20 protein-coding genes and 2 pseudogenes are annotated in these 25,330 nt (G+C 37.9%); 11 read left to right on the plus strand and 11 right to left on the minus strand.

Features of this window, described 5'->3' with window-relative positions:
* Positions 1 to 89 precede the first annotated feature (89 nt).
* Together SLP02_RS21255 and SLP02_RS21260 are read left to right on the plus strand one after the other, a co-directional pair.
* Positions 90 to 551 carry a hypothetical protein gene (locus SLP02_RS21255; protein ID WP_319422714.1) on the plus strand — a complete coding sequence of 154 codons (462 nt, stop codon included), beginning with the start codon at positions 90 to 92 and terminating at the stop codon, positions 549 to 551.
* Between the two features lie 77 nt (positions 552 to 628).
* Positions 629 to 901, plus strand: a complete 273-nt coding sequence (locus tag SLP02_RS21260) for a hypothetical protein (protein WP_319422715.1) — start codon at positions 629 to 631, stop codon at positions 899 to 901.
* Positions 902 to 1,169: 268 nt separating this feature from the next.
* Here SLP02_RS21260 and SLP02_RS21265 read toward each other — a convergent pair whose 3' ends face one another.
* The 3 genes from SLP02_RS21265 to SLP02_RS21275 all read right to left on the minus strand — a co-directional run bounded on the left by SLP02_RS21265 (position 1,170) and on the right by SLP02_RS21275 (position 3,978).
* Positions 1,170 to 1,541, minus strand: a complete 372-nt coding sequence (locus tag SLP02_RS21265; protein ID WP_319422716.1) for a hypothetical protein — start codon at positions 1,539 to 1,541, stop codon at positions 1,170 to 1,172.
* Between the two features lie 214 nt (positions 1,542 to 1,755).
* Positions 1,756 to 3,675, minus strand: coding sequence for a hypothetical protein (locus SLP02_RS21270; RefSeq protein ID WP_319422717.1), 1,920 nt, complete (start codon positions 3,673 to 3,675; stop codon positions 1,756 to 1,758).
* A gap of 39 nt (positions 3,676 to 3,714) precedes the next feature.
* A complete protein-coding gene (locus tag SLP02_RS21275; protein ID WP_319422718.1) occupies positions 3,715 to 3,978 on the minus strand; it encodes a helix-turn-helix domain-containing protein in 264 nt (87 codons plus the stop codon).
* Between the two features lie 453 nt (positions 3,979 to 4,431).
* Here SLP02_RS21275 and SLP02_RS21280 point away from each other — a divergent pair, with 453 nt between their 5' ends.
* Positions 4,432 to 5,925, plus strand: a complete 1,494-nt coding sequence (locus tag SLP02_RS21280; RefSeq protein ID WP_319422719.1) for a hydroxysqualene dehydroxylase — start codon at positions 4,432 to 4,434, stop codon at positions 5,923 to 5,925.
* A gap of 136 nt (positions 5,926 to 6,061) precedes the next feature.
* Here SLP02_RS21280 and SLP02_RS21285 read toward each other — a convergent pair whose 3' ends face one another.
* The 4 genes from SLP02_RS21285 to SLP02_RS21300 all read right to left on the minus strand — a co-directional run bounded on the left by SLP02_RS21285 (position 6,062) and on the right by SLP02_RS21300 (position 11,730).
* On the minus strand, positions 6,062 to 6,691 hold the full coding sequence (locus SLP02_RS21285) for an SDR family oxidoreductase (RefSeq protein WP_319423718.1): 630 nt from the start codon (positions 6,689 to 6,691) through the stop codon (positions 6,062 to 6,064).
* 129 nt (positions 6,692 to 6,820) lie between these two features.
* The gene (locus SLP02_RS21290) at positions 6,821 to 7,330 is read right to left on the minus strand and encodes a hypothetical protein (RefSeq protein ID WP_319422720.1); all 510 of its coding nucleotides are present in this window, start codon (positions 7,328 to 7,330) and stop codon (positions 6,821 to 6,823) included.
* Entirely contained in the window at positions 7,327 to 7,488 is a 162-nt protein-coding gene (locus SLP02_RS21295) for a Clp protease N-terminal domain-containing protein (RefSeq protein WP_319422721.1), read from the minus strand. The genes SLP02_RS21290 and SLP02_RS21295 overlap by 4 nt, the downstream gene beginning before the upstream one ends.
* 60 nt (positions 7,489 to 7,548) lie before the next feature.
* Entirely contained in the window at positions 7,549 to 11,730 is a 4,182-nt protein-coding gene (locus SLP02_RS21300) for a serine protease (RefSeq protein WP_319422722.1), read from the minus strand.
* Positions 11,731 to 11,937: 207 nt separating this feature from the next.
* On the opposite strand from SLP02_RS21300, the pseudogene SLP02_RS26840 reads away from it, so the two are divergent.
* Positions 11,938 to 12,304, plus strand: a pseudogene (locus SLP02_RS26840) (endonuclease domain-containing protein).
* Positions 12,305 to 12,357: 53 nt separating this feature from the next.
* On the opposite strand, the gene SLP02_RS21315 reads toward SLP02_RS26840, so the two are convergent.
* The 3 genes and pseudogenes from SLP02_RS21315 to SLP02_RS21325 all read right to left on the minus strand — a co-directional run bounded on the left by SLP02_RS21315 (position 12,358) and on the right by SLP02_RS21325 (position 18,082).
* Complete coding sequence (locus tag SLP02_RS21315; RefSeq protein WP_319422725.1) at positions 12,358 to 12,900, minus strand: COP23 domain-containing protein; 543 nt, start codon at positions 12,898 to 12,900, stop codon at positions 12,358 to 12,360.
* 44 nt (positions 12,901 to 12,944) lie between these two features.
* Complete coding sequence (locus SLP02_RS21320) at positions 12,945 to 14,111, minus strand: trypsin-like peptidase domain-containing protein (protein WP_319422726.1); 1,167 nt, start codon at positions 14,109 to 14,111, stop codon at positions 12,945 to 12,947.
* Positions 14,112 to 15,217: 1,106 nt separating this feature from the next.
* A pseudogene (locus SLP02_RS21325) lies at positions 15,218 to 18,082 on the minus strand (tetratricopeptide repeat protein).
* 482 nt (positions 18,083 to 18,564) lie between these two features.
* On the opposite strand from SLP02_RS21325, the gene SLP02_RS21330 reads away from it, so the two are divergent.
* The 4 genes from SLP02_RS21330 (at position 18,565) to SLP02_RS21345 (ending at position 21,998) form a co-directional block, all read left to right on the plus strand.
* The gene (locus tag SLP02_RS21330; protein ID WP_319422728.1) at positions 18,565 to 20,001 is read left to right on the plus strand and encodes a M15 family metallopeptidase; all 1,437 of its coding nucleotides are present in this window, start codon (positions 18,565 to 18,567) and stop codon (positions 19,999 to 20,001) included.
* Positions 19,946 to 20,926 (plus strand): hypothetical protein, encoded by a 981-nt coding sequence (locus SLP02_RS21335; protein WP_319422729.1) that lies wholly within the window; start codon positions 19,946 to 19,948, stop codon positions 20,924 to 20,926. Before SLP02_RS21330 ends, SLP02_RS21335 begins: the two co-directional genes overlap by 56 nt.
* A 209-nt stretch (positions 20,927 to 21,135) precedes the next feature.
* Entirely contained in the window at positions 21,136 to 21,750 is a 615-nt protein-coding gene (locus SLP02_RS21340) for a hypothetical protein (protein ID WP_319422730.1), read from the plus strand.
* A 17-nt stretch (positions 21,751 to 21,767) separates the two neighbouring features.
* The gene (locus tag SLP02_RS21345; RefSeq protein WP_319422731.1) at positions 21,768 to 21,998 is read left to right on the plus strand and encodes an ABC transporter substrate-binding protein; all 231 of its coding nucleotides are present in this window, start codon (positions 21,768 to 21,770) and stop codon (positions 21,996 to 21,998) included.
* A 238-nt stretch (positions 21,999 to 22,236) separates the two neighbouring features.
* Here the strand turns inward: SLP02_RS21345 and SLP02_RS21350 are convergent, their stop codons facing one another.
* The gene (locus SLP02_RS21350; RefSeq protein WP_319422732.1) at positions 22,237 to 22,446 is read right to left on the minus strand and encodes a hypothetical protein; all 210 of its coding nucleotides are present in this window, start codon (positions 22,444 to 22,446) and stop codon (positions 22,237 to 22,239) included.
* Positions 22,447 to 22,687: 241 nt separating this feature from the next.
* On the opposite strand from SLP02_RS21350, the gene SLP02_RS21355 reads away from it, so the two are divergent.
* The 3 genes from SLP02_RS21355 to SLP02_RS21365 all read left to right on the plus strand — a co-directional run bounded on the left by SLP02_RS21355 (position 22,688) and on the right by SLP02_RS21365 (position 25,258).
* The gene (locus SLP02_RS21355) at positions 22,688 to 23,782 is read left to right on the plus strand and encodes a TPM domain-containing protein (protein WP_319422733.1); all 1,095 of its coding nucleotides are present in this window, start codon (positions 22,688 to 22,690) and stop codon (positions 23,780 to 23,782) included.
* A gap of 70 nt (positions 23,783 to 23,852) precedes the next feature.
* Positions 23,853 to 24,602 (plus strand): LemA family protein, encoded by a 750-nt coding sequence (locus SLP02_RS21360; protein WP_319422734.1) that lies wholly within the window; start codon positions 23,853 to 23,855, stop codon positions 24,600 to 24,602.
* Positions 24,603 to 24,754: 152 nt separating this feature from the next.
* Positions 24,755 to 25,258 carry a hypothetical protein gene (locus tag SLP02_RS21365; protein ID WP_319422735.1) on the plus strand — a complete coding sequence of 168 codons (504 nt, stop codon included), beginning with the start codon at positions 24,755 to 24,757 and terminating at the stop codon, positions 25,256 to 25,258.
* Positions 25,259 to 25,330 lie beyond the last annotated feature (72 nt).

Consider the following 25,330-nt stretch of genomic DNA (forward strand, 5'->3'; position numbering starts at 1 on the left):
AGTGACGTGAGCTAAGACATATTTAGGGCTTTTGCCCTCCTATTCACCAGTCCCAAGGGCTGATTGTGTCTATTAATAGGAGGAAATGAATGTCTCTATTAGGTTTACGTTTTCGCACCGTCGCTTCTCGTCTTCAATTACTCGAATATCATCATACAGATTTAGCTTTTGAAAAAGTTTCTACTTTGGTCAGTACCCAGTTGACTAATAGATGGTCAAAAGCGATCGCTCATCGGCAAGACCCCGAAGATCCTTATACTGTTTGGTCGTTGCTTTATTTAGATGCAGTGATTAATTTAGAGGACTGGCAGGGCAAATTTACTCGTGTGGGAGTATTCTTAACAAGTCACGAAAATCGAGCCTATCGCATTCTCAAGCAAGCTCAAAAACCAACTTTTAATCAAGTGCGTAAGAGCCTTAAGATTTATCGTTATTGGGTATTTTGTGTCGAGCCGAAACACTTTCCCAGTGATGGAGAGTGGGTAGATATTCTCTATGGCGAGATTGACAAGCCAAATCGAGAAGGTAGTTCTAGACTAATTATTTTATAAATCATCTTGTCGCAATACTATATCCTCTTGCGCTCAGTGCGTAGGAGGATATCGATTAATAATTAATAACTCAAAACATGAATCAAAACAATCTAACCAATTTAGAAAATTTGAAAAACTTAAAGTACAGAGTTTTCGTTCTCCTGCCTGATTCAGATAACTGCTATCAGGTAGTCTTTTCTGACACGGATGCCGAACGAGTCGAACAGTTAGCGACTCGACTAAGAAAGCTAAAATATCATGCAATAGTTCACTCAGAAGCTTTCTGGAATGGTTATTGGGAACACGAAGCAAATGTCCTCTTTGACATTGAGTATGCCAAAAGAAACTATTCTTTTGTAGATGATTGAAAATAAAAAACAAAATTATTGACGTTTTTCTAGCTGTAGAATATTTTTGAAGTGTTAACCTAACACGCAGCAGTTAACCCATATAATAAAATTCACCTTGGTTGTTTTCATCCCAAGACATATATGCACTCACTACGGGATCGTAATCTTCTTGCATCTCTTCCATTTCTTGCTAGATTAGGAATTCTTCTTGCTCTTCAGGTGAAAGTTTCTTGAAGTTTATATTATCTATTTTCTTTAATGCTTGATTGATTACTCTTTCTTGCGATCAATATAATCTTTCATGGGTATCCTGATACATTTCCTCAATGGCATCCTTAGCATCTCGATACTCTCGATGATACTCATGATCGAGAATGTCGATCCTAATACCAGATTGCTCAAAAATGCGTTGTTCTATTTCTTCACCTAATTCAAAATTAGTTTTCCACTTTAGGCTTTCAAGCACATCGTATGCTATTTCATAAAGAGAGGGAACTTCATCAATTAACTTTTCTATTTCGCTCGCTTCTTCAGTTTGCTTTATAAGTTGTATTATTGTATTCAATTTTTTCGCTTGGATCGCATGAAAAGTCTTTAATCGTGTTTCTCTATCTTCACAATCATTAAACCATTCTTGAGCTATTAGTTTTTGCGTCATGTTTAATTTAGACTCGGTTAAGCCTACCAGTTTTAGTAAAAATAAAATATCTGTACTATGCTACATCTTCTTCATCTTTAAAAGCACCTTTTATCCATTCCCAAACTTTTTTCTAGGCTTGATTATCGTCGAATGGTTCGTAAGGGTAAAAATCCATATTATTACTCCATAAATTATTTACTTTAAATAAAAGAAAAAGTTAAGCAGAACAGTATTATGTCTGGACAGCTAAACATTCTAAAACATCCCTGAGTCCTCCTGTATATCCTGTAGAATTAATTTGAAATATCTGACCATCTATTCTATGTTTTATTTGCCTTAGAACATTTTGCGAATTATGCTTATTTGTACCTGTAAAATGAAATATAAAATGAGCATTTCTTATTTTTGAATTTATGCGAGAAAAATTCATATTCTGTTCCCAAATAGGAGGAATATCTATAAATTTTCTTAATTTAAAATCGTTCTTAAGGTCTTTCGCAATTCTTTCACTTATGTCTCTTTTCCCTCCTACAAATGCTATAGTTTTAGAACTTAAATCAATTTCATAGATCTCTAGGTTTTTATAAATTGCTTCTTTTTCTTTTAAGAGTTCACAATATTGTTGATAATCTCTATACCTGGATTCTTGTTGAAACTTTTTTCTTTCTAATTCATCTATTTTAATCTTTAAACTTTCATTTTCTTGCCGAAGATTTTCATTATCTTCTTCAAAAAGTTCAAGACAACCTTTATTATTTCTTTGTTCTATTAATTCTGTTTTTGTTTCATCTAATTCTTGTTTTAATTGTTCAACATTTTCAACATTTGATTCAAGCTGGTGATTTAAGGCTTGATATCTTCGATCTACTTCATTTTTATCAAGCCTTAATGTATCTAGTAATTGTTTTTGGTTTTCGTTATTTATTCGAGTTTTGATTAATTCTTCTTGTGCTTGATTTAAGGCTTGTTCTCCTAAATAAATTTCTCGTCGATAAGCTTCTTCATTACTGACATTCTCTTTTTTAAATTTAGTTACAAACTCTGTTTGTTTTGATAGATCTTGTTGAAGTTCTTCTAGCCAACTTTGTGCTTCTGATAATTCAGAATGAAGCTGTTCAGAAATTTGAACCTTTTCCTGTTGTTTCTGTTGAAGTTGGGCAATTATTTGCTCCTGAGCCAGTAACATTTCTTTAGTCTCAGCTTTAGCTCGCAGTTCTGCTGCTAATTCTCGTTCGTATTTTTGTTGGCTTTGCTGTAGCTTACTTTTAGTTTGAATAATCTCATCTTCTAACTGTCGAGCTTGTTGTTGAGTTTTATCTTGAATAATTTCCGATTCAGCTAAAATCTTTTCTCTTTGGGCAATAAGTGTAGAAATTTCTTGCTCTCTTCTGGTTAACTCTTGTCTCAATCGTACAGCTTCAAAGAGTGCTTGTTCTTTTTCTTTATCTACTCTTTCCTGTCTTTCGCGAGCTATTTTTTCATGAACTTGTTTTCTGTAGATAACAAATTCGATCCCTGCCCAGGTAGCTAATCCCCCCATTAAGAAAAGGCTAAAAATTAAAGTATAAAACTTGTCAGCACCACTATCTTTAAACAAACTGACAGGAAATTTTTTAATCCAATCTGCCAAGTCAGCACCAAACTTGGGTGGAACACCTCGCACGTAGTAAACTCGCCCAATAATTTGTCCTTGGTTAGTATTTTCTGTTGCCTTCCAAAATTCATCCCGCACACTTTTAAATCCAGCTTCAGTTTGTATAGGAGGCGGATTCTTTAAAGTGTTGTAGGGCAAACCTGATAGTGCTTCAGAATCTAATTGTTGTTTCCAGCCAAATTTAGAATTGGTAGAGTAAAGAATCTTTTGGTTAGAACACTCTGGCTCTTGTTTTACACAATCGGTCACTATCATACCGAAATAGCCATAGTTACTATTGAGGCTACGCTGCAACTCTTCTATGTCTTGATTGATTAGAACATAGGATAATTTAGTCGGCAGGACGTGCGAGAGGATATTAAAATCAGCAGTTTGAACTCGTCTAATTGTCCCGTGCCAGTAGCCTCGATAGTTATACCAGCTAGCCACTGTAGCTAAACCCAAAGCCACAGAACTCACAACTACTAATCTTCCTAAGCTAGGTGCAAATTGTTTCATATTTTTGTGTCATAACAATGAAACTATTTATTTAAATAATTATCGCGATCGCGAATGCGCCTCGCCAAAGCGAGATCGCAACTTCGCACCTCTTTCCCCCAACTCTGTAAGCTTTGCCTCAATTAACTTGAGAGCCATTGGCGATGGTTGAGAATGACCCATTTCCCACCTATTAACTGTGGATGTAACTGTTCCCAGTTCGACACTTAACTGTTGCTGTGTAAGCTCCAATTCATGCCGAAGCGAACGAATCAACTCACCCACTTCAGGTTGCTTCATCGTGCTGATTTTTATTGACCGCATAGTTGCAATTGCTTGCTCACTTAAGTTATGTTGAGCTTCTATATAGTTATTTGATATATTGTTTGATTTCGTAAACGCTATATTGTCGAATATAACTGCAATTTAAATCGGATGTAATCGTGATTTACCCCGAACATTGACTTACTTTTGGCTAAATTACCGCAAAATACAATAATATTTGATATTGAGCGGTCTACGCTCTATGTAGCGGAATTTAATAGTTTCTTGCTTGACTTTTTCTATATCTAGCGTCTCTTCGTGAATTACCTATAGTATGTTTATACCAAGTAAATACACTTTTTGTAGAGTAAATAGCGATCCGTAGGGTGACGGGTTGCCATTTTTATCAATTCGAGGGAGAAAATTTTTTTACACAAATATAATTAGGTTAAGTATAGTTGGAAATTTCCTATTTGCTTCGATCTATCGGTCTAATCAACACACACCATGAAGATGTCAGAATCAAAAAAAGTTATAGTTATTGGCGCAGGTTGGGCTGGTTTGGGGGCGACATCCCATTTAGTCGAGCAAGGTTATGATGTTACTCTTTTGGAGGCAGCACCATATCCAGGGGGTTTGGTAGCGGGTTGGAAGACACCAGGAGGCAGATCCGTAGAAGGAGGAATTCATGGTTTTTGGTATCCTTACCGCAATATTTTCAGTAAAGTTAAACAATTAAAGCTCGATCCTTTTACTCGCTTTACCCGTTCGTCTCAATATTCCCCTGCGGGTCTAGAAGTAGAATCGCCCATTTTTCAAAATGAACCTCGTTTACCTTCTCCTTTGGGAACATTTATTTATACTAAGTTCAAACGTTTGCCTTTAAGCGATCGCCTTTCTGCTTTACCTCTCCTCTATTCGATCATAGATTTTGACAATTCTCATGAGGCTTGGGCTAGTTACGATAAAATGACTGCCAGAGAATTATTTAAACAGTATGGGGTATCAGAAAGACTTTACAAGGAATCCTTTGAACCGATGCTATTGGTGGGTTTATTCGCTCCAGGAGAACAATGTTCCGCAGCAGCAGCCTTGGGAATGCTCTACTATTTCATTTTGGCGCATCAGCCTGATTTTGATGTGGTCTGGTGTCGCGGTACTGTCGGCGAAAAAATTTTTCAACCCTGGATCGACGAAATAGAAAGGGCTGGCGGTAAAGTCCTAACCAACAAACGAGTTAGCGATATTGTGGTTGACGATGCCAGAAAAGCTACAGGAGTAAAATGTGGCGATGAATTCTTTGCTGCCGACGCAATTATTTCTAGTATCAGCATTACAGGAATGAAAAAGATTGTAGAAAGCAGCAGCACCCTTAGTAATTATGCCCAATTCCGTAACTTGGCTAATTTAAAAGGTATTGATGTTTTAGCTACCCGTTTATGGTTTGATCGCAAAATCAATATACCCTTACCTTCTAATGCTTGTTTTGGCTTTGATGCTACTACTGGCTGGACATTTTTCGACCTCAACGATCTTCATGATGAATATCACAACGAACCAAATACTGTCATTGAAGCAGATTTTTATCATGCCAACCAACTGTTATCGATGAGCGACGAACAAATTATTGATAAAGTACATCGCGATCTTGCTACCTGCATCTCTGGTTTTGGTGCAGCTAAGGTTACAGACAGCAGCGTTATCCGCGTCAAAGAAGGTGTCACTCACTTTTTCCCTGGTAGTTATCAAAATTTACTCTCGGCTAAAACCGATATTCCCAATCTATACATGAGTGGAGATTGGATTGTCACCCGTCACGGCTCTTGGTCGCAAGAGAAAGCCTATGTTACGGGTTTAGAAGCTGCAAATCTAGTTATCAAAGAGTTGGGCATGGGTATCGAGGCAAATATTATTTCCATCGAAGCCGACGAACCCCATATCCAAGTAGCTAGAACTATTAATAAAACTGTCAGAGACTGGACTCAGTTTTTACCTAAATTTTGGTAATTTTGACAACTATTTTCGAGTACATACATATTGAATATAGCGGTTCTCAATTGGGTGAGGTGCAGTAGCAACAATGTGCAAACCCAGATCGAATATTATCCAAAGAAATTTGAGCATAGGCAATGGCGATATTTATTTATGTAATACTCAGACCACCATCTACTGGCAAAACAACTCCTGTAATATATGAGTTGGTAATCAGGCTCAATATTGCCTGAGCCAGTTCTTCTGCCTGTCCAATGTGTTCTACACGAAGTGATTTTTCTGCCCACTCTAACAAGTCAGATCGTTCAGAATTACTTTGGTTACTCCATACACCTGTTTCTACAACACCAGGAGCAATTACGTTGACTCTAATGGGTGCAAGTTCTGCTGCAAGAGTTCGACCAAACACCGCAACTGCGCCACTAGCAGCCGACATTACTGAAACACCTCCTGTTTTTGAAGGCTTGAAGATTGAAACACTTGAAGTTAGAGTAATCGATCCATCCTGAGCGATATTTTTAACTGCCGCTCTTGCTGCAAAAAATGTTCCCCAAAATTTCTCCATGCCCCGTCGAGCCGTTTCTGTGTCCATGTCTGCTAAAGAGGAACGCAGAGAGTTTTCATCAGCTACGGCTGTTACAACTAAATGGTCAAAACTGCCAACTTGCTCGAACAAAGCATCAACAGAATTTTCGTCTAATATATTAGCAGCGATCGCTTTAACGTTTCCTACAATAGAGTTTGCTACGTGATTTAATTTATCTTGAGATCTACTTGATATAACTGGTGTGACTTAAACCATAACTTTGCCACTTAATCAACCATAAGCTTGCCATTTCAGATAAGCAAAGTATTAGTTTTTCGTAGTTCCCTACACATCAATGTTTTTAAAAATAAATCATAACTTTGCCTAAAGTTCAAAAATAAAGCATAAATTTGCCAAGAGTAATTTGGAAAAATTAAAGGTGGTGTGACTAGAAAGATAAGTTTGCCATAAGCGGAAACATAACTCTGCCACAATACATTCATGAACCTTCCTCAACGGTTTATTACTAACAAAACGCTCTATAGCTTCAACACCAAGAGCAAATTCTTTAGTTGCTGCGATCGCTTTTAAGTCGAGTATAGTGCCGCGTAAATCTTCTTGTTTTATCTCTGCCGAGTCAGAGATTACTCCGCCGTGAAACGACGGAGCCTGCTCTGACCGTTGGTCAAGTTCCAAACTGGCTGCTAGAGCTTCAATCCAAAGGGAAATTGAAGCCAAGGCTACTGCTGCTTCTGCTCCCCAGCCCTGAAGAATCTGGCGTAACAGCAGACAATTGCCAACTATGGTGTTACCGACAATTAATTTGTCGTCGATGAGTTCCAGTTTACTTTCGCTGCCTCGGCGACAAAAATCGTTGAACAAGTCAGAGTTCATTTTCCGTATAGTGCTTCGATTAGATGCGAACGAAATGCTTCTGTGTCTATTACCAAATCTCGTAATAATTCAACAGCAACACCTTCACCAAGACTTAAAAATCCCAGCATTAAATGTTCTGGTGTGATCGTCGAATTATTTTGTACCTTAACAACCATAGTATTTACTTTTTTCCTCTTGGTATGTATCGCTAATCGCTCGGTTAGACAAATAGCAGTTTATTGAAATTGCTTAAATACTTCTATAGCTTGTTGAACTCTTTGGTAATCTTTTACTTTGCCTTGTTGCTGATATAGTTGAGCATCTTTTTGTGAGTCTTGGATGGCAATTGGCAAGTCTCCTTGTTGTTTATGAAGTTTGGCTACGGTTTTCCAATTTTCTATAGCTTGTTGCTTATCTTTCAAAGAATAGTAAACTTTTGCACGCACTAAATAAGCATCAGCATTTTTAGGCTCAAGTGAAATAGCTTTATTGAGATCGACAAGTGCTTGAGAATATTGTTCCAAAGAAGAGTAAGTTGAACCACGCACTAAATAAGCATTAACATTTTTAGGCTCAATTGAAATAACCTTATTAAGATCGACAAGGGCTTGAGAATATTGTTCTAAACTAAAGTAATTCACACTACGATCTAGATAAAGCTGTACATAGCTAGGTGGAAACTTTGCACAGAAATTGTTTTTATCTGCATTGCAGATATCAAGAGCTTTAGTGAGGTCTTTAGTTGCTGATTGATAATCTTGAAGAGTGTTATAAACAATACTACGGTGCCAATAAGCCTCTGTATATTCAGGAAAGAGTTGGATAGCCTTGGTAAAATCAGCTATGGCTGACTTATAGTTCTTTAAAGAAAAATACGCTTGACCCCGACCTAAGTGACTATCTGGCGATTCAGGACGATTTTCACTGGTTTTAGTGTAGTCAGCGATCGCGGATTTGTAATCTTTTAATTGAAATAAATATATGCCAGCACGCCTAATACGAATATCAGAATCGGGATAAATGGCAATAGCTTTGGTATAAGTCGAGAGCGCGGATTTGTAATCTTTTAAATCTATATAAAGATCGGCAAGATCCGCATAACTCCAAATGTTGTGATTAATTTCACTTGCTTTATTGAAGTCAGCGATCGCTTTTGGATAATTCTTGAGATCTTTATAAGCTCTAGCACGTCCTAAATAAGCCTCGACGTATTTATCGTTAAGAGCAATAGCTTTAGTAAAAAATTCTACGGCTTTTTGTTTACCTGTAAGTCTTATTTCACTATCATATAGTAAATTTCCACCTTGCTCCGTGTAGTAAACTAATTGGAATTGCTTTAATGCTGCCTTCGTTGCCTGATAAGATTCTAAATTATTTTCCTGTTGAGCCTGTTGAGCTTCTTGCTCTAGTTTTTTGAGCTTGGCTTCTAAACTGGCTCCTTGTTCAGTTCCAGGTTCATGATGTTCATAATAGAGTTCTGCCGATTTCTGCCAATTGTTTTTTGCTTTTTGTTGCTGGTTTAAAAGATAGTAAGCTTTACCACGAGTCAAATAAGCTAATGCTAGTTTGGGATTGAGACTAATAGCTTGGTTAGAGTCGCTTAGTGCTTGTCGATCGTCTTTTAACTTTATGTAAGTAGAGCTACGATAAGCATATGCACTGGCATATTTAGGATTAATTTCAATTGCTTTATTAAGATCTTTTAAAGCTAATTGATACTCTTTTAAATTGTAGTAACAAGCAGCACGAGCAGTATAAGCTACTCGTAACTGAGGATCGATCGCAATAGCTTTGGTGTAAAGCTTAACTGCTTCTCGATATTTTTTTGATTCTACCAATTTAGTGCCTTGAGCAATAGGATTACTAGCTTTTATGTAAGGGATTAGTCTTTGTATTTTTCGCTCGGCTTCTGGTTTTCCTGCATCTTTGAAAATCTTCGCTAGATCTCGTAGCTTTGGCTCATCATTAGGAGTTAACTCTTGTTTTAATATTTGTATGCCCTTTTCTAGATCGCGATCGCCTTTTTGAACATTTTTTAAATGGTAGTAAATCAAAGCACGATTGAGATAAGTTTCTGGATCTGGAGTATAAGTATCTAATTTAATAGCTTGATTGTAGTCGGCTAGTGCAGCTTGATAATTTTTTAGCTCACTGTAAGCATCGCCTCTATTATCATAAAGCTGGCTAGTTGTTATCCAATCTTGAGAAGAATCAGACTGTTTAATAGCTCTACTAAGAATGGCAACGGCAGATTTGTAATCTTTTAGTTGATTGTAAGCAATACCTATATTATTGATATAATGACTTTTACCTTCAGGATTGAGCTTCTTAGCTCGGTTATAATCGGCAATAGCAGATTGATAGTTTTCCAACCCAAAGTTAATGTTGCCTCTATTTTCATATGCTTCTGAAGTAGGCTGGAGTTCGAGCGACTGATTATAGGATGCGATCGCCTCTTGGTAACGTTTTAAACGTTGCAAAATCTCACCACGTCTAACATAGTTGGTAAAAACTTTAGGTTCGAGTTGAATGGCGCGGTTATAGGCAGCGAGTGCTTGTGATGACTCACCATAGTAACTTAATTTAAAAGCTAATTGCTGCCAGGCTGCATAAAAGTCAGGATTTAACTTAGTTGCTTGTTTTAAAGCATCAATTGCTTGTTGACTACTTAAGGCTGAAGCTTTACCGTAATAAGCACGATATTCTTGGGGGTTAATAGCGATCGCACGGTCAAAAGCTGCCACTGCTTTTTTAGCTGCTTTTTCACCTTCAGAAGCCCGCCACAATTGATTACCGTAGTTGAGCCAATCTGTTTCGGTGGCATTTTTTCCTGGAACTTTGAAATTAAATAATTGCTCTTTAATCGATTTTTTTTCTAGATCCGTTAGTTTTAAAGGTATGGAGTTATCTTCTTTTAAAGCTGTTGAGGAAATATCAGTCAATTTGGCTAAATTTAACAACTTCTTGCTCGGTATTCCCAAGCTATAACCTAAAGCAACCTCTGCATATTGACCTGGTTTTTCTTCTACATATTCATTTTCTGCGCCAGTATTGATTCCTATTAAACGACCTTGACTATCTAAGACTGCACCGCCACTCATCCCTGGTAAAGAGAGATTTGTATACAGCAATCCATTGCCATTAGTTAGAGAAAAAGAATCTTTGGTCATTTCTGCTGCCTGGTTTCCAGTCTCAGAAATCTGACCCCCAGTTAGGTTTTTTTCTCTTTGATTGCCTGGAAATCCTGAGACAAAAATAAAACTATCAGATAGCGACGTTCTAAAATCTGGATTATTGATGTAGTCTGCAATAGTTGCAGTGGAGTAGCTTTCTTGGCTAGTAAACTTTACGATTGCTAAATCTACTCCTTGAGAAGTTTTGATAGTTGCCTTGGCGATGGAATATGACTGTCCATCGGACGTAACAACAGTATAATCATCTTTATTAGTCACTACATGACCTGCGGTGACAACATAGTAAGTATCTCCCTCATGGGCAACAATTACCCCCGAACCATTACCGTTATTTTTGGAATTTATTTTTACGCTGATTTTCTCGGCAATACTATCTATTTTCCCTACCATACCTTGATATTTAGTTGACTGATTAGGTTTGGTGGTTGCTAATGTGGTGGATAAATCATTCCGTGCGGTTAAACTGGCAATAGGAACAGCAAAACTATTTTCTCTTAATTTCTCTAGCATCTGTGCATCAGGATGAGAACCATCGGCATAGAGATAAGCACCATCGAGAATTGCAGCAGCACCTAACCCCAAAACGCCAATAACTTTTCCTTCGTCATTCAATAATGCACCACCACTCATACCTTGTTTAGTAGAGTTGGTAAAACCAATTTGATAACCACCCACTAAAGGTTTTTGGCTAACCTGCCCAATCTTGCCTGAATTAAAAGTTAACTCATATTCACCATCAGCAAATCCAGAGGTAAATACTGCTTGATTGGGAGTAACTTGTTTGTTATCTTCCAAACTGGCGGGGGTATATTTTTCAGTTGCTTGAAATTGCAATAAGGTTAAGTCTTTTTGACCAGATCGATCGCTCTTAATATTTTTTAGAATTGCGTCGTGTTTTTTACCATCAAAGGTTTGAATTTGATAAGAGCCATTATCATCACCAATGACATGAGCATTAGTCACAACAGTATAGATGTTTCCTGATTGAGCAATTAAAACCCCTGAACCACTACTAGAATTAGCTTCATCAAGGTTGTCATTATATTTTCTAACCATAACTTTTACTGTAATCGCTGAGGCGGTTTGTTGAATTGATTCCTTTGATACCTTTTTAGCAACTACAGCAGACTGGTTATAATTAGTTGTTTGACTTTGTTTACAGGCAGTAGGGATGAGTAATAAGCTACTGCAAGTGATTAAGGCGATGCAAAATGATTTTTTCATAATTTTTGGCTGATTGAGTAATGATCCCCCTAAATCCCCCTTAAAAAGGGGGACTTTTTGAGTTAGTTCCTCCCTTGGCAGAGGAGAGTTGCTGTGTTAATTTTTTGTTTGATTTACTTCCGAGCAATCGCCATTTACGCTCCAGTTACCACCTTTTTAAGGGGGTATAGGGGGGATCGAACCTAGAACGAAGACTAAAAATAACTAATGTCCAATCTCAATACCAGCGATTTTTACCTTCCCTATAACCCCCTGTTGGTAGCAAGAGCAAAAGAACTTCGACGTAACCCTACTCCTGGCCGAGAAAAAATTATGGCAGGAGTGTCTAAGGACATTTAAGTTTAGGGTGCTGCGACAACGACCAATCGACCATTTCATTGTTGACTTTTACTGCGCTGCTTTAAAATTGGTTATTGAGGTTGATGGCGATCGCCATTTTACAGAGAGAAAACTCTACGATTCGGAAAGAACACAAGTTTTAGAAGGATACGGATTAAAAGTTATTAGGTTTACTAACGAGCAAGTAATCGATCCTTTTGAGTCAGTCTGTCAGCAGATTAAAGCGATCGCCTGACCCCCCTAACAAAGGAGACTAGTATCGACGAAAAACAGCTTTTTGATAAATATCTATTTACTCTCTACAGGTGCAGTACGCAGAAAATTCTCAAAATCAACCTGATAATACAATTGCGGAACATTAGAACTGTGACGTACCGCTCCCACCTGACGACCATTAAGTACTTCCTGTAGTTGTGTTAGAACAGTGATCGGGTTATCGTCTGGTCTAAGGGTCATGAGCAACGTATCGCATTCTCCACCCGACTCGCGAGCGATGCAAATTACTGGCTGTTGGTTGATCCGACCATTGGTCAGAAAATTTATCCCGCCGTTATCGTAAGCTTCTTGAAATCTGGGGGAAACTTTTTGACACCTTGTTTGGGGAGAGAAATTTTTAAAGGCATTTGTCTCCCATCGCACCACAGCTATTTTCCCTCTCGATGTCCAGGCAAAAGTGGTGGGTAGCTTTTGATTAGTTTGCTGATCGAAGCTTTGAGCGCAGACAAATTGAACTTGTTCTTGAGCTTTGGCTGACTCGCTGTTTAATCCTATTCCAGAGATAGCAATTCCAGTACTTACAGCTATTACAGAAAATAGTTTATTGTTCATCATTTTTCCTCTTGATTATATGTATGGTTAATGAAACTTGTTCGAGCTTACTGAGGCGAAAGCTTGAGAGTATAGTCTCCCGATTCTCCTGGTTCAAAGGTGTGCGCCATAATTAAATAAGTGCCATCTTCGGGTAAAGTTGCACTTAATTGAGCGTTAAAGTTAGTGGGTGAAATATCATCGTTTTGCTCCAATAAGGTCGGTTTTTTGGGTTTACTCAGCGATATCAATCTTAAAGATGGATCGATTTGCTCACTATCCATTTCAATCGCCACTTTCTCCCCTGCTCGACCCTCAAAAGTGTAAAGATGAAAATAGCTGTTATTGGGCAGCACCTCATCACCTTCTTTGAGAGTGGCGGTTAATGTTTGAGCTTCGGCAGGCAAGGGTTTTACTTGTGCATTCTGCCTTGGTTGCGCTGGCTTTTGAGCAGACTCAGGTACATTTCCCTGCTCGATCGCCGTTAAAAATGGTTGGACTAAATTAGTGGCAAGGGCAAAACTAATGCCGATTGACCCATCACTTTCACCAATCACCTCTCCCGTATTAGGATCGAATACTTCAGCAGTGGCGATCGCTGTATTCACGCCGACCATCTCTCCTTGAGAATTCAGCAGTGGCCCTCCTGAATTACCGTGATTAATGGCTGCATCGTGTTGAATCATTCCTTTGTCTGGATAGACAGCACTGACAATGCCACTGGTAAAAGTGTTTTGCAATCCTTGGGGACTACCAATTGCATAGACAGATTGTCCTACCTCTACCGAATTAACCATAGAAATAGTCGGTAAATTATCGCGATCGCGTATTTTAATTGCTGCTAAATCCAAATCGCGATCGGCAAAGCCAACCACATCAGCTATAGCTTTTTGTCCATCTGCTAAAATCACCCCAACAGTTGAAGATGCTTGTTTGAGTACGTGTGCGTTGGTTAGGACTAATCCAGAGGGATCGACAATCGATCCACTACCGCTAATCTGTCCGTCTTCGACATCATAAACAATCTCGACTACAGCAGGGTTCGCCTCTTTATAAACCTGAATTCTAGTTGCTTCTTCTGAGTTTTGAGTAACAAGAGAGTTAGAAAATTTACTCTTGTCTACCTGAGTGGATTGAGAATTATTTTTTTCTACTGCTGAACCCCAAACAGTTTTAATAACTCCCAGATTTATTGCAGTTAAACATATTACCAAAAGCAAATATCTATTTTTCATATCATTAACTTCGGTATTTATCAACAGGTCGTAATATTTATATTTTTCGAGCTAATAATATTTAAAATTCGTAAATACACAGTTCTTGTAACAATTATGCAGTGCTAAAATCTTATGGTTCGCTAAACATTAATTTGCTTAGACGATAAAATAATATCAAATTGAGCTTTAAAAAAGTAAATTTACTGAAATATTTAACTTTTCTTTTTAAATTAAAACTAAAGAATAGTTAGATAATCATAAAAAAAAGTTATTACAAGTTTCAATCCCTATAAAAGTAGAAACATTCAACTAAGCTTCAGTTATTTAAGGGAAAAAGATGGAAATAAGTAGAAAATCAATTGTCTTGGCGATTATGCTTTAATTATTTTTTACTTTGGTTCTAGTTATTTCTATTCAACTATTGTTGATCCTGAACTTAATTTTTCAGAACTTTATTAAATGAAAATAATTATTCCTGTTGTTATCATTACGAGTCTGTTATCGTGGTTGGGCGATCGCAATTATTTTAACTTTTCAGACATTCTCTAACCCATAAAGAGTTTTTACCGAATCCCGGGAAAGAACGATAATGGTAAAAACTCCTAATACAGTTAGAAGCGGAAAAATCAAACACTGAACGCAAGCAAAAGCAAAACTAAACCAATATCTTTTTCTTTTTATTAAAAATCGTCCCGAAGCGATCGGACCAATGCAATTAATACCCATGCTCAATATGCTCAAGCTTAGTAATATTAAACTTAAAATATCATAATTAAAAATATCAGGAATATAAGGAAAAAAAATAAATAGCGATGGCAATAAAAATGATAGACATAGACCTCCATATATATAGTTAAAAATTGATAATAACTTTAAATGTTCACGATCGCGATTCATGTTGTTCATTTTTTTAAATTCTATATTTTATAAATATGACTAAAAGATAGTTTTTATGCTGAAGTTAATTGGCTACAAATTATAAATATTAAAGTTCTTTTAACTCTTTTAATGCTTGTTGAACTTGTTGATATTCCTCTGTATTTCCCTGTTGCTGAAATAGTTATGCAGCTTTTTGTAAATTAGCTATGGCAGCTTGATATTTTTCAAATAAAAAAAGGAGTGGCTTATTTCACCTCTTGTACTTGCTGTAATAACCCTTGTGTTCTTTGATAGCCTTCTGTATTGCCCTGTTGTTGATACAATTGTGCAGCTTTTTGTATATCGGCTATGGCAGATGGAGTGTCTCCTGATAATCCATCTGCAAACGCTCTATTGTAGTAAGCGTTTGCATAATTAGGATTGCGTTTGATAGCTTGGCTATAATCAGCGATCGCTGATTGGTAGTTTTTTAAATTATAGTAAGCAAGACCTCGATTGAAGTAAGCTTTTACAAAATTAGGATCGAGTTTAAGGGCTTGATTGTAATCAGCGATCGCCCTCTGATAATCTTTTAAACTAAGATAAACATTCCCTCGATTGCTGTAAGCGTTTGCATAATTAGGATCGAGTTTAATAGCTTGGTTGAAATCGGCGATCGCTACCTGATAATCTTTTAAATTATAGTAAGCAAGACCTCGATTGAAGTAAGCTTTTACAAAATTAGGATCGAGTTTAAGGGCTTGATTGTAATCAGCGATCGCCCTCTGATAATCTTTTAAACTAAGATAAACATTCCCTCGATTGCTGTAAGCTTCTACAAAATTAGGATCGAGTTTAAGGGCTTGATTATGATCAGCGATCGCCCTCTGATAATCTTTTAAATTAGAGTAAGCAAGACCTCGATTGCTGTAAGCTAGTGCAAGATTAGGATCGAGTTTAAGGGCTCGATCCTAATCAGCGATCGCCTTCTGATAATCTTTTAAACTAAGATAAACATTCCCTCGATTGTTGTAAGCTTCTGCATTATTAGGATCGAGTTTAATAGCCTGGCTATAATCGGCGATCGCCCTCTGATAATCTTTTAAATTAAGATAAACATTCCCTCGATTGTTGTAAGCTTCTGCATTATTAGGATCGAGTTTAATAGCTTGGTTGAAATCGGCGATCGCCTCTCGGTAGCGTTTTAAGTCTATAAATACCCCACCTCGTTTGGTGTAAGATACAAAATCTTTAGGCGAAAGTTGAATAGCTTGGTCATAAGCATTTAAAGCTTGTGAGTATTGTTTTAAATATGAAAAAGAACGACCCAACCAAAGCCAAGCAGGATAAAAATCGGGAGCAAGTTTAGTTGCTTGCGCAAAAGCATCATTTGCTTGTCGGTCTTTCTTTTGATTGAAAAAAGCTAAACCTTTGCCATAATAAGCGCGATAAGAATTAGGATTGAGTTGAACGGCTCGCTCAAACGCAGCAACAGCTCGATCGAATCGAAACCCTCGCCATAATTGATTGCCATAGTTGAGCCAATCTACCTCAGTGGTATTACTTGAAGGTGCTGGAAAATCAAATAATTGTTCTACGACCGAGGCAATTTCTGCCTCAGTTAGCTTAGAAGGTTGAGAACTATCTTGCTGCAACCACCCAGAATTAATCTTGGCTGAGTTGGCTAATCCTACCAGAGTATTAATTGGCACTCCCAAACTATAACCCAAAGAAATCTCTGCCACATCCCCTGTTTTGCCAACAACTATTTCGTCTTCTGCACCAGTATTAATCCCCACTACCCTACCTTGAGTATCCAAGACTGCTCCACCACTCATGCCTGGAAATGATTGATTGGTATAGAGTAAGCCATAGCCATTGGTTAGGGAATAAGAGTCTTTTGCTGCAAAGTTTGCCAGGTTTTTTGGCTGGACTGCCCCAGCAGTCAATATACGCGGTGGTTGTACTTTTGTCTCTGCTTGTTTACCAGGAAATCCAGAAACGAAAACCCATTGCACGTCATTTATGTCATATTTTCCTAAAGTCGCCACTGAGTAAGTTTGCTGTGACTGAAACTGCACAACAGCTAAATCTATTCCCTCAAAAGTTTTGATAGTTGCCTTGGCAACTGGATATGACTGTCCATCAGGAGTAACAATAGTGTAGTCATCTTGGTTTTCTACTACATGACCTGCGGTGACAACATAGTAAGTATCTCCATTATGAGCAATAATTACCCCCGAACCATTGCCGTTATTTTTCGAGTCAATTCTGACAGTGATTTTCTCGGCAATGCTATCAATCTTGCCTGGTAAACCTGTATATTTCTTCGATGGTGCAATTTTGCTGCCTGCTCTATCTTGAGTTTCTTGCTTTTGCTTCGAGGCGATAGAAGAAGCAATCTGAGTAACTGGAACAGCAAAACTATTAGCTCGTAGTTGTTCTAACGTCTGTGCATCAGGACGAGAACCATCGGCATAAAGATAAGCATTATCGAGAATTGCAGCAGCACCCATACCCAAAATACCGATGACTTCTCCTTCGTCATTAAGTAACGCACCACCACTCATGCCTTGTTTAGTGTAGTTAGTAAAACCGATTTGATAACCACCCATTAGGGGTTTTGGGGAAATCTGCTCAATTTTGCCTAATTTAAAAGTCAGTTGTTCGGAGGCATCAGTAAATCCAGAGGCAAATACTGATTGATTGGGAGTAACTAGTTGGGTATTTCCCAAAGTTGCCAGGGTATATTGTTCAGTCGCTGGGAATTGTAATAAGGCTAAATCATTCTGGTTATCAGACTGCTCATTTTTTTTCAGGGTTGCTTGATGTATCTTGCCATCAACAGTTTTAATTTGATAGCGATCATTGCGACTAGTTACATGAGCGTTAGTAACAACGGTATAAGTTTGTCCTGACTTAGCTACCAAAATCCCCGAACCACTACTAGAACCTGCGGTAACTTTTACTGTAATCGCCGAGGCGGTTTGTCGAATTGATTCTGTCGATACTTTTTCAGCAGCTTGAGCAGATTGATTATGGCTAGTTGTTTGAATGTGGCTACAAGCAGTAGGAATCAGTAACAAGCTACCACTACAGATAATTAAGGTGATGTTTCTAGCTTTTTTCATTTACTTTCTACTGATACAGTATGCAGAAAATTCTCAAAATCAACTTATAGTTTTTTTGTATTAAATTTAATCTCAATTACTAAATATTGATTTGGCTACTTATCAAAATAATATCAAATTCGACTTAAAAAAATTAAATTTATCAAAAAATTAACCTTAATTATAATTTAGCTTACAGATACGGTAGTTCTGAATAATTCATGAAAAAACTGTCTTTTTTTCTATTTATTTCCACCTTTTTCATTTCATTAATTAAAATTTTCTACTTTTTCGGGGATTGATTTTCCATCGATTGAGTTTATAGGATTAAGTAATCAAATCTGAAAGCTGGGAGAGAAATTAATGCGAAGCATGATAACTTTACTAATCTTTTTAAGTTTACTTCTGACCTCCTCCCTAAGCGTCTAAGTAAAAACGATAATAGCTGACCTTTTGTAAAGAAAGCTTTTGACTAAAAAGTAATTCCGTTAGGAGAAATAACAATGCTGACAGAAGATATGGATTTTGCGATCTTTAACGAGCTAGATTCGTCGGGAGCTAATTGGCAACCAAATGGTAATTTCATAGAAACAAACCCTTTACAACTAGAAGACAATTTTCAGTCATCAGGAAGTTTTAGCACCCCTGAGTTGGAAGAAATAATAGCTACCAATGGAACTAAAGAAATGGAGTTTCAATGGCAGTTTCCCGAAAGTGACTTGACTGGCAATTTCAATTCCAATTCTGCTTATCAGTGGAATCATGGCGACCCGTTGACTGGCAATTTCAATTCTGCTTATCAATGGAATCATGGCGACCCATTTACTGGCAATAAAGCTATAGATTCAGATTCAACCGATTCAACCAAAAGAGATGTCTTCACCGATAGCGAAGCTGTTTTAGAAGCGTCTGTGTTTGAAGCTAGAAATCAGTTAGAAATATTTGCTAATGGTGAAGACTTTTTCAACGAGTTAAACCAAGCCTTCGAGCTTGATGTATCTTCAACTGAAGCTAAGGCTGTAATTGAGGACTTGGCTAGCGGTGAAACTATGCCTAAGATTGAAATTCTCTCCGCTAACGAGCTAAATAATGCCAATGCTGCTTTTGGCGAAGAAACTATTTATGTTTCTGAAGAATTCCTCAGCGACAATAGCGATAGTCTAGATGTGGTAGAGGGCGTGTTGCTAGAAGAAATGGGTCATTATGTCGATCGAGAACTCAACCTCTTTGATTCTCCTGGCGATGAAGGCGATATTTTTTCCCAACTGGTTCGAGGTGACACGATTAGCGGGGCTGAACTAGACGATTTGCAAGCTGAAGACGACAGTGCCACGATTAGTGTTGATGGAGAAGTGATTAGTGTCGAGCTAGCCGAACCTTCATCACTAGAACCAACACCTGGTACTGATTACACTGAACTCGTTCCCATTCCGCCAGATTCAGAAATAAATCAAGGACTAACATCACCGTTACCAGAAGTTATGTATGATCTTATTGGCGATCCAGGTAATGCAGAAACAGGAGAAGTTAGTCCAGAACTTGAGGAGCTTCTCGTAACCCGAAATGTAGGTCCGTTTGAAGTTTCTGGACTTACGCCTGCGGTTGACGCTCTTGAACGAATTTTTACTCAGGTCAAAGAAGATAATCCAGAGCTTTATGAGCAATTGGGATATTCTGGGATGTACAACTTGCGTCGGATAAATAGTGTAGATACCGGTCCTATACCAGGTACTATATCAAATCACTCTTGGGGAACAGCCATCGATATCAATATTGGCGACGATCCCGACTTTGAAACAGATGGTAAAACTGACAGAGGACTCGTAGAGTTAGCTCCCTATTTTGAAAAAGAGGGTTTCTATTGGGGAGCTGGATTTGATACTAATGAAGATCCGATGCACTTTGAGGCTTCAAAAGAATTGCTCGAACGGTGGAGATGAAGAAACGGCAGTCGAGCCAGCCTCGCCATCTGAAGACGAATATTTGGTTGGTGACTGGAATGGCGATGGTACGGATAACATCGCTGTGCGACGAGGTGGTCAAATACTCATGGATATCAACGGGGATGGCTCTTTGGTCGAGGAAAAACTATATGGCAATGGTAATGCTGAAGACGAGTATTTAGTTGGTGACTGGAATAACAATAATACGGATAACATCGCTGTGCGACGAGGTGGTCAAATTCTCATGGATATCAACGGGGATGGCTCTTTGGTCAAGGAACAACTATATGGCAATGGTACTTCTCAGTCCCCACCAGAACCACCACCTGGTACTGAACCCATTCCCATTCCCATTCCCTTGCCTATGCCGTATGATGCCACCGAAATTATTAACTCTCCTGCTGTCGAGGATGGAATTCGGGCATCTGCTGAAACCTCTGTTCCCCTAATCTTGAGTGAAGCTCAAGAAAGTGAAGTTACCGATCCTGGACAAATTGCCTATATTCTGGCGACCGCTGACCATGAGTCGGGTCTAGGGGAAAATATGGAAGAATTCGCTAGCGGTGAGGATTATGAGGGAAAAATAGATTTAGGAAATACTCAGCCTGGAGATGGACCTCTGTTCAAGGGCAGAGGGTATGTACAAATCACTGGCAGGAATAACTACACTGACTGGTCAGAGAAACTGGGTGTCGATCTGGTGGGCAATCCAGAGCTAGCTACCGTTCCTGACAATGCTGCCAGAATCTTGGTTGAAGGAATGCGAGATGGTAATTTTACTGGCAAAACATTGAGTGAATACATCAATGGAGAAAATCGAGATTTTTACAACGCCAGACAAATCGTCAATGGTATCGATCCAGCTATAGCTCAAGATATTGCCGATGATGCAGAAAGATACTATGAGGTTTTGACAACGTAGGCACAGCTTACTCACGATCATTTTGGCAACTGCCTCAGTACTCACTTCTAGAGGATAGATACTGGGGCATTCACCAGTTTTAAGAGTACAGTTTAATGTCTTTAATCGCAACTTTTCAGTTTCATTTTTGGTCTACGATAACAAATCTTTTTGTCTAGAAAACGAAGGGGGAGGCTACACGACGATCTATAAATTCAGGCGGAGCAAAGATGTCTACTATCAACTACTTTCTCAAGTTTTTTTGGCTCGTGGGTCTATTATCAGCCTGCCAAATGACTCCAGTTGAGGATTTGTCACGAGCCTCTTCCTTGCCAAGTTCTCCTAGCTCTACTCTAACCTCTACGTTGGCTAAAACTGAGCCAAGCCAGTCTCAGCCCCAGGCAATTTTTAGCCAACTTCTGCCAAAACTCAAAGCGCAAACAGAGCTTCCTATCCGCTTACCTGCCTACATTCCTGAGTCAGACGGTTCCCTGACCATATATGCAATTTTAGAAACCGCAAATGTATCTAAATACGAAATTCAGCTTGCTTTTACAGAAGACTGCAATGGGGCAAGTGTCTGTCGCTTAGGCAGCACTTCAGCAGAAGCGATCGCGCCCAAATCGTCTGTTCTTACAGGCGAGGCTGTAGCTCTGGCTAATGGGATTACTGGCTATTTTACTGATGCCACTTGTGGTGCTAACTGTTCTGATGCTACGTTGACCTGGGAACAAAATTCAGTTCGCTATACCGTTGGTATTAAAGCAGGTAAAGTGACAACATTGGTGAAGATGGCTAATTCTGCGATTAGCGCCTCTGTATCTCTTGCTAATGCGGGAGATTAGACTATATCTTTCGTACTGTGCCAAGCGATCTTTATGCAGGAACTTCTTTGGCTCAATATTTCTTAGAAAAACTAAATAAGCAAAAAGCAGCTATCTTTTATAATTCCCAGAGTAAGTACAGTAAATCCCTCAAAGATGCTTTTAGTACCAGTCTCTTAAGCAAAGGGGGCGAAATCGCTGCCGAATTAGATGTTACCGCTCCTAATTTTAATGCCGATAATGCAGTACAGCAGCAATTCTCATTATGATAATAATTATCACTATCTTGGAAAATTGAGTTCCATTAAACCCAATTTTTTCGTAATCAGATTGAATTTTGCTGTTAAATTTCTCATTTAGGCTCTTGGGTCTTTGTATTATGTAAAGACTACAAAATAACGAGCAAGAAAAACCATCCTAATTATCTCGAGCGATGAAAATTAGGGGGATTTTTGCAGATTGATGCTGGATTTTTCTAGTTATTTTCAACTTGATTCACTTCTATTTTCAACTTGTATTAACTACATCATCTAAACGCAAAGCAGAAACATAAACCAAACGACCCCAAACAAGTTTTTTGCCTGATAAAACTTGAGTTTGTCCTGGTTGAAGGTGGGCAAAAATGATTGATGCTCTCAATTGTTTTCGCCCATCATTAATGCGATCGCCCTGCGCTATATTGTCTTGCTTGAGAGAGCTTTTGCCACTTCTGCTCATAGTCAACTTTATTTTACTCTACCTATTTAAAACTAAACTGTATACTGTATGCAATTGTACTTTTCTTTTCAGCCAATTAGGCAGATCTAATACAGTTAATTTTTTTTGTTCCACTTGCTTCCATTTTTAAAGCTAAATAGAGGTAAAGTTTTCCACTTTTTTGGGGATGGAAATTAGATCGAGCTTTTTATTATTCTGAATTTGTCTTCAGCAAATCAAGTAAATGCAAGGAGTAATAGAAATGGCAAACGCTATTTTGAAAATCAAACAAAACATCGGCATTGGTATAGTTGGTTGGCTGGTTATGTTTGCTCCATCGCCTAGCCATGCTTTAACAGTTGAGGAAGTACCCAATCCTAGAAAGACTGATAATGGTTGGGTAACAGATATGGCAGATATTCTCAGCGATCGCACAGAAAACCAACTCAATCAAATGATTTCTCAATTGGAAAGTGACGATGGTACAGAGATTGCTGTAGTTACCGTTCCCGAAACATCTCCAAGTGCATCCCCAAAGGAATTTGCGACTAAATTATTCAATTATTGGAAAATTGGCAAAGCCGATCGCGACAATGGCATATTGTTTTTAATCTCAACTAGCGATCGCCTAGCGGAAATCGAAACGGGGTATGGGATGGAAGAAATATTGCCTGATGCTAAAGTCGGCAATATTATCGACACGCAAATTATCCCTAAGTTTAAGCAAAACCATTTTAATGAAGGAACTCTGGCAGGAACTAAAAAGTTAATCGCTACCGTAAAAACTTCGGCAGATCGACAATCAGCCGTAACAAAAGTTAACCCAGAAGAACCAGAATTGAAATTTAGCAGCTTCCCATTTACGTTCCCAATTATATTGATGATGCTACCGATATTATTAGGTCTTCTCTTTTATTTTATACATCGTTCGCGTAAACTATTCATTGAACCAAATGAAACAAGAAAACGTATCGAAAAAGATGATAATCATCTTCCTATTTTCTGTGCCAAGTGTAAACAAAAGATGCAGAAAGTTGAAGACACTGAAATACAAAATTTATTAAGTGAATCAGAAAAGATTGCTCAAGAAATTGGCAGTATTAAATTAGAAAGTTGGAAATATTCTAGCTGTAGTCAACAACCTATTATATTTATCTATACTTCTGATCCATCTATTTCTGTGGAGTCTATTGCTCATTTATCTTCTTCTTCAAGTAGTAATAGTAGTCGTAGCGGTATTAGTGGTGGCACCAGCGCTGGCGATATTAGTAGTGGCAGTAGTAGTGGTGGCGCTAGTAGTGGCAGTAGTAGTGATGGCGCTAGTAGTGGCAGTAGTAGTGGTGGCGCTAGTTATTAATCTTGGCGGTGATAGTCGCTAAATTAACGATGTGATTAATTGTTGATATCCAACTCAGATTATTATAAAGATGAAATATTCAGATTCAGAGATTCGCATTCCTGAAGATATTGCTTCAGAAGTTCTCACTTTAGCTTCTCGATACTATGCCGAACAAAATCAAGGATATACTTTATCAGAACTGACTCAGGCAAGTGCAGAAGTTCAAATTCCGCCAGAATTGATCGAATTAGCCGTCCTGAAAGTTCAAGCACAACGTCAGCAAAAATTAGAGCAGCAAGAAAGAATTAAGCAAAAGCGTCAAATCTTTTTAAAAGTCGGTGGGTGTTTTTTAATCGCGATCGCATTCGGTACAATTTATATCTACAATAGTCTTAATCTAGCAATTTCTGAGCCTTTAGCAGCTTGGGCGCAAGTCGAAAATCAATTACAACGACGTGCCGATCTCATTCCCAAGCTGGTTCAGATTACTCAAAGTTATGCTCAAGAAAAAGAAATTATCGATTTTCTAAATAAATCTCGTCAAGGATATTTACAAGCCAAAACTCCAGAAGAAAAATTGCAAGCATTAACCTTAGTTAATCGGGCAATTACTAATTTTCAAAATTATGCTATTACTGACTCTCATTTACAAAAAAGCCAGCTATTTATCAATCTTCAGTACGAAATAGCAGGCACTGAAAACCGTATTGCCACTGAAAGAATGCGTTATAACCAGGCAACAAGTGCTTATAACCAGAAAATTCAGCAATTTCCTAATCTTTTATTCGCTAAAAATTTTGGGTTTAAGCCAATGTCTATTTATCAGTTAAAAAGATGAAAAAATCATTTTATATTACGTTTATCACTTGCGGTTAAAAAACTGTCAAGCTGCTATTGCTGATTACCAAAAAGCAGCACAATTACTTAGCAATAAGGAGACATAAAAAGCGATCGCAAAGTAAATTAGGGTAATTTTTGGGCAAACTTAAAATGAAACAATATTATCCACTTCTACTAGTTTTTATAGTTTTATTAGCTAGCTCCGATTTTTCTCTCTCAGCCACTCAAATTCCTATAAACAAAAAAGAAACAATAGCTCAGATCACTAATAATTATGACTCAATTACACTTGTTGATGGGAAAATTATCTTAGGCGATCTCCTGCAACAAGAACTGCCTGAAAAAATCATTATAGCCAGAGATGAACTGCAAGATCTCTCAAAAATTTTAGCGATTAATTCTTCAGAGACGATACCTTCGAATAGCTTGGCAATCGGCATTGGTTATTTTCATCGAGGGCAAAATAATTGGGAAATTAAATTTACTTTTGGGGGAATTGTTTTGGATACTTCAGAAACCATAATTTTATCTACCAAGCAAATTTTTGCTTTAAAAAAGTTTTTTAAACATACAAACTCGCTTGTTATAAATGGTCAGAAATATCAGACAACTAAATCAATGATCCAGTTTGGACCGATACTTCATCAAAAATAAACTTAAGAAATTGGGTAGTGTTACAAAGAAAAATATATCTATAATTGGCAACCACAAGGATTGAGAAACCAG

Source organism: Pleurocapsa sp. FMAR1 (assembly GCF_963665995.1).
Lineage (GTDB): Bacteria > Cyanobacteriota > Cyanobacteriia > Cyanobacteriales > Xenococcaceae > Waterburya.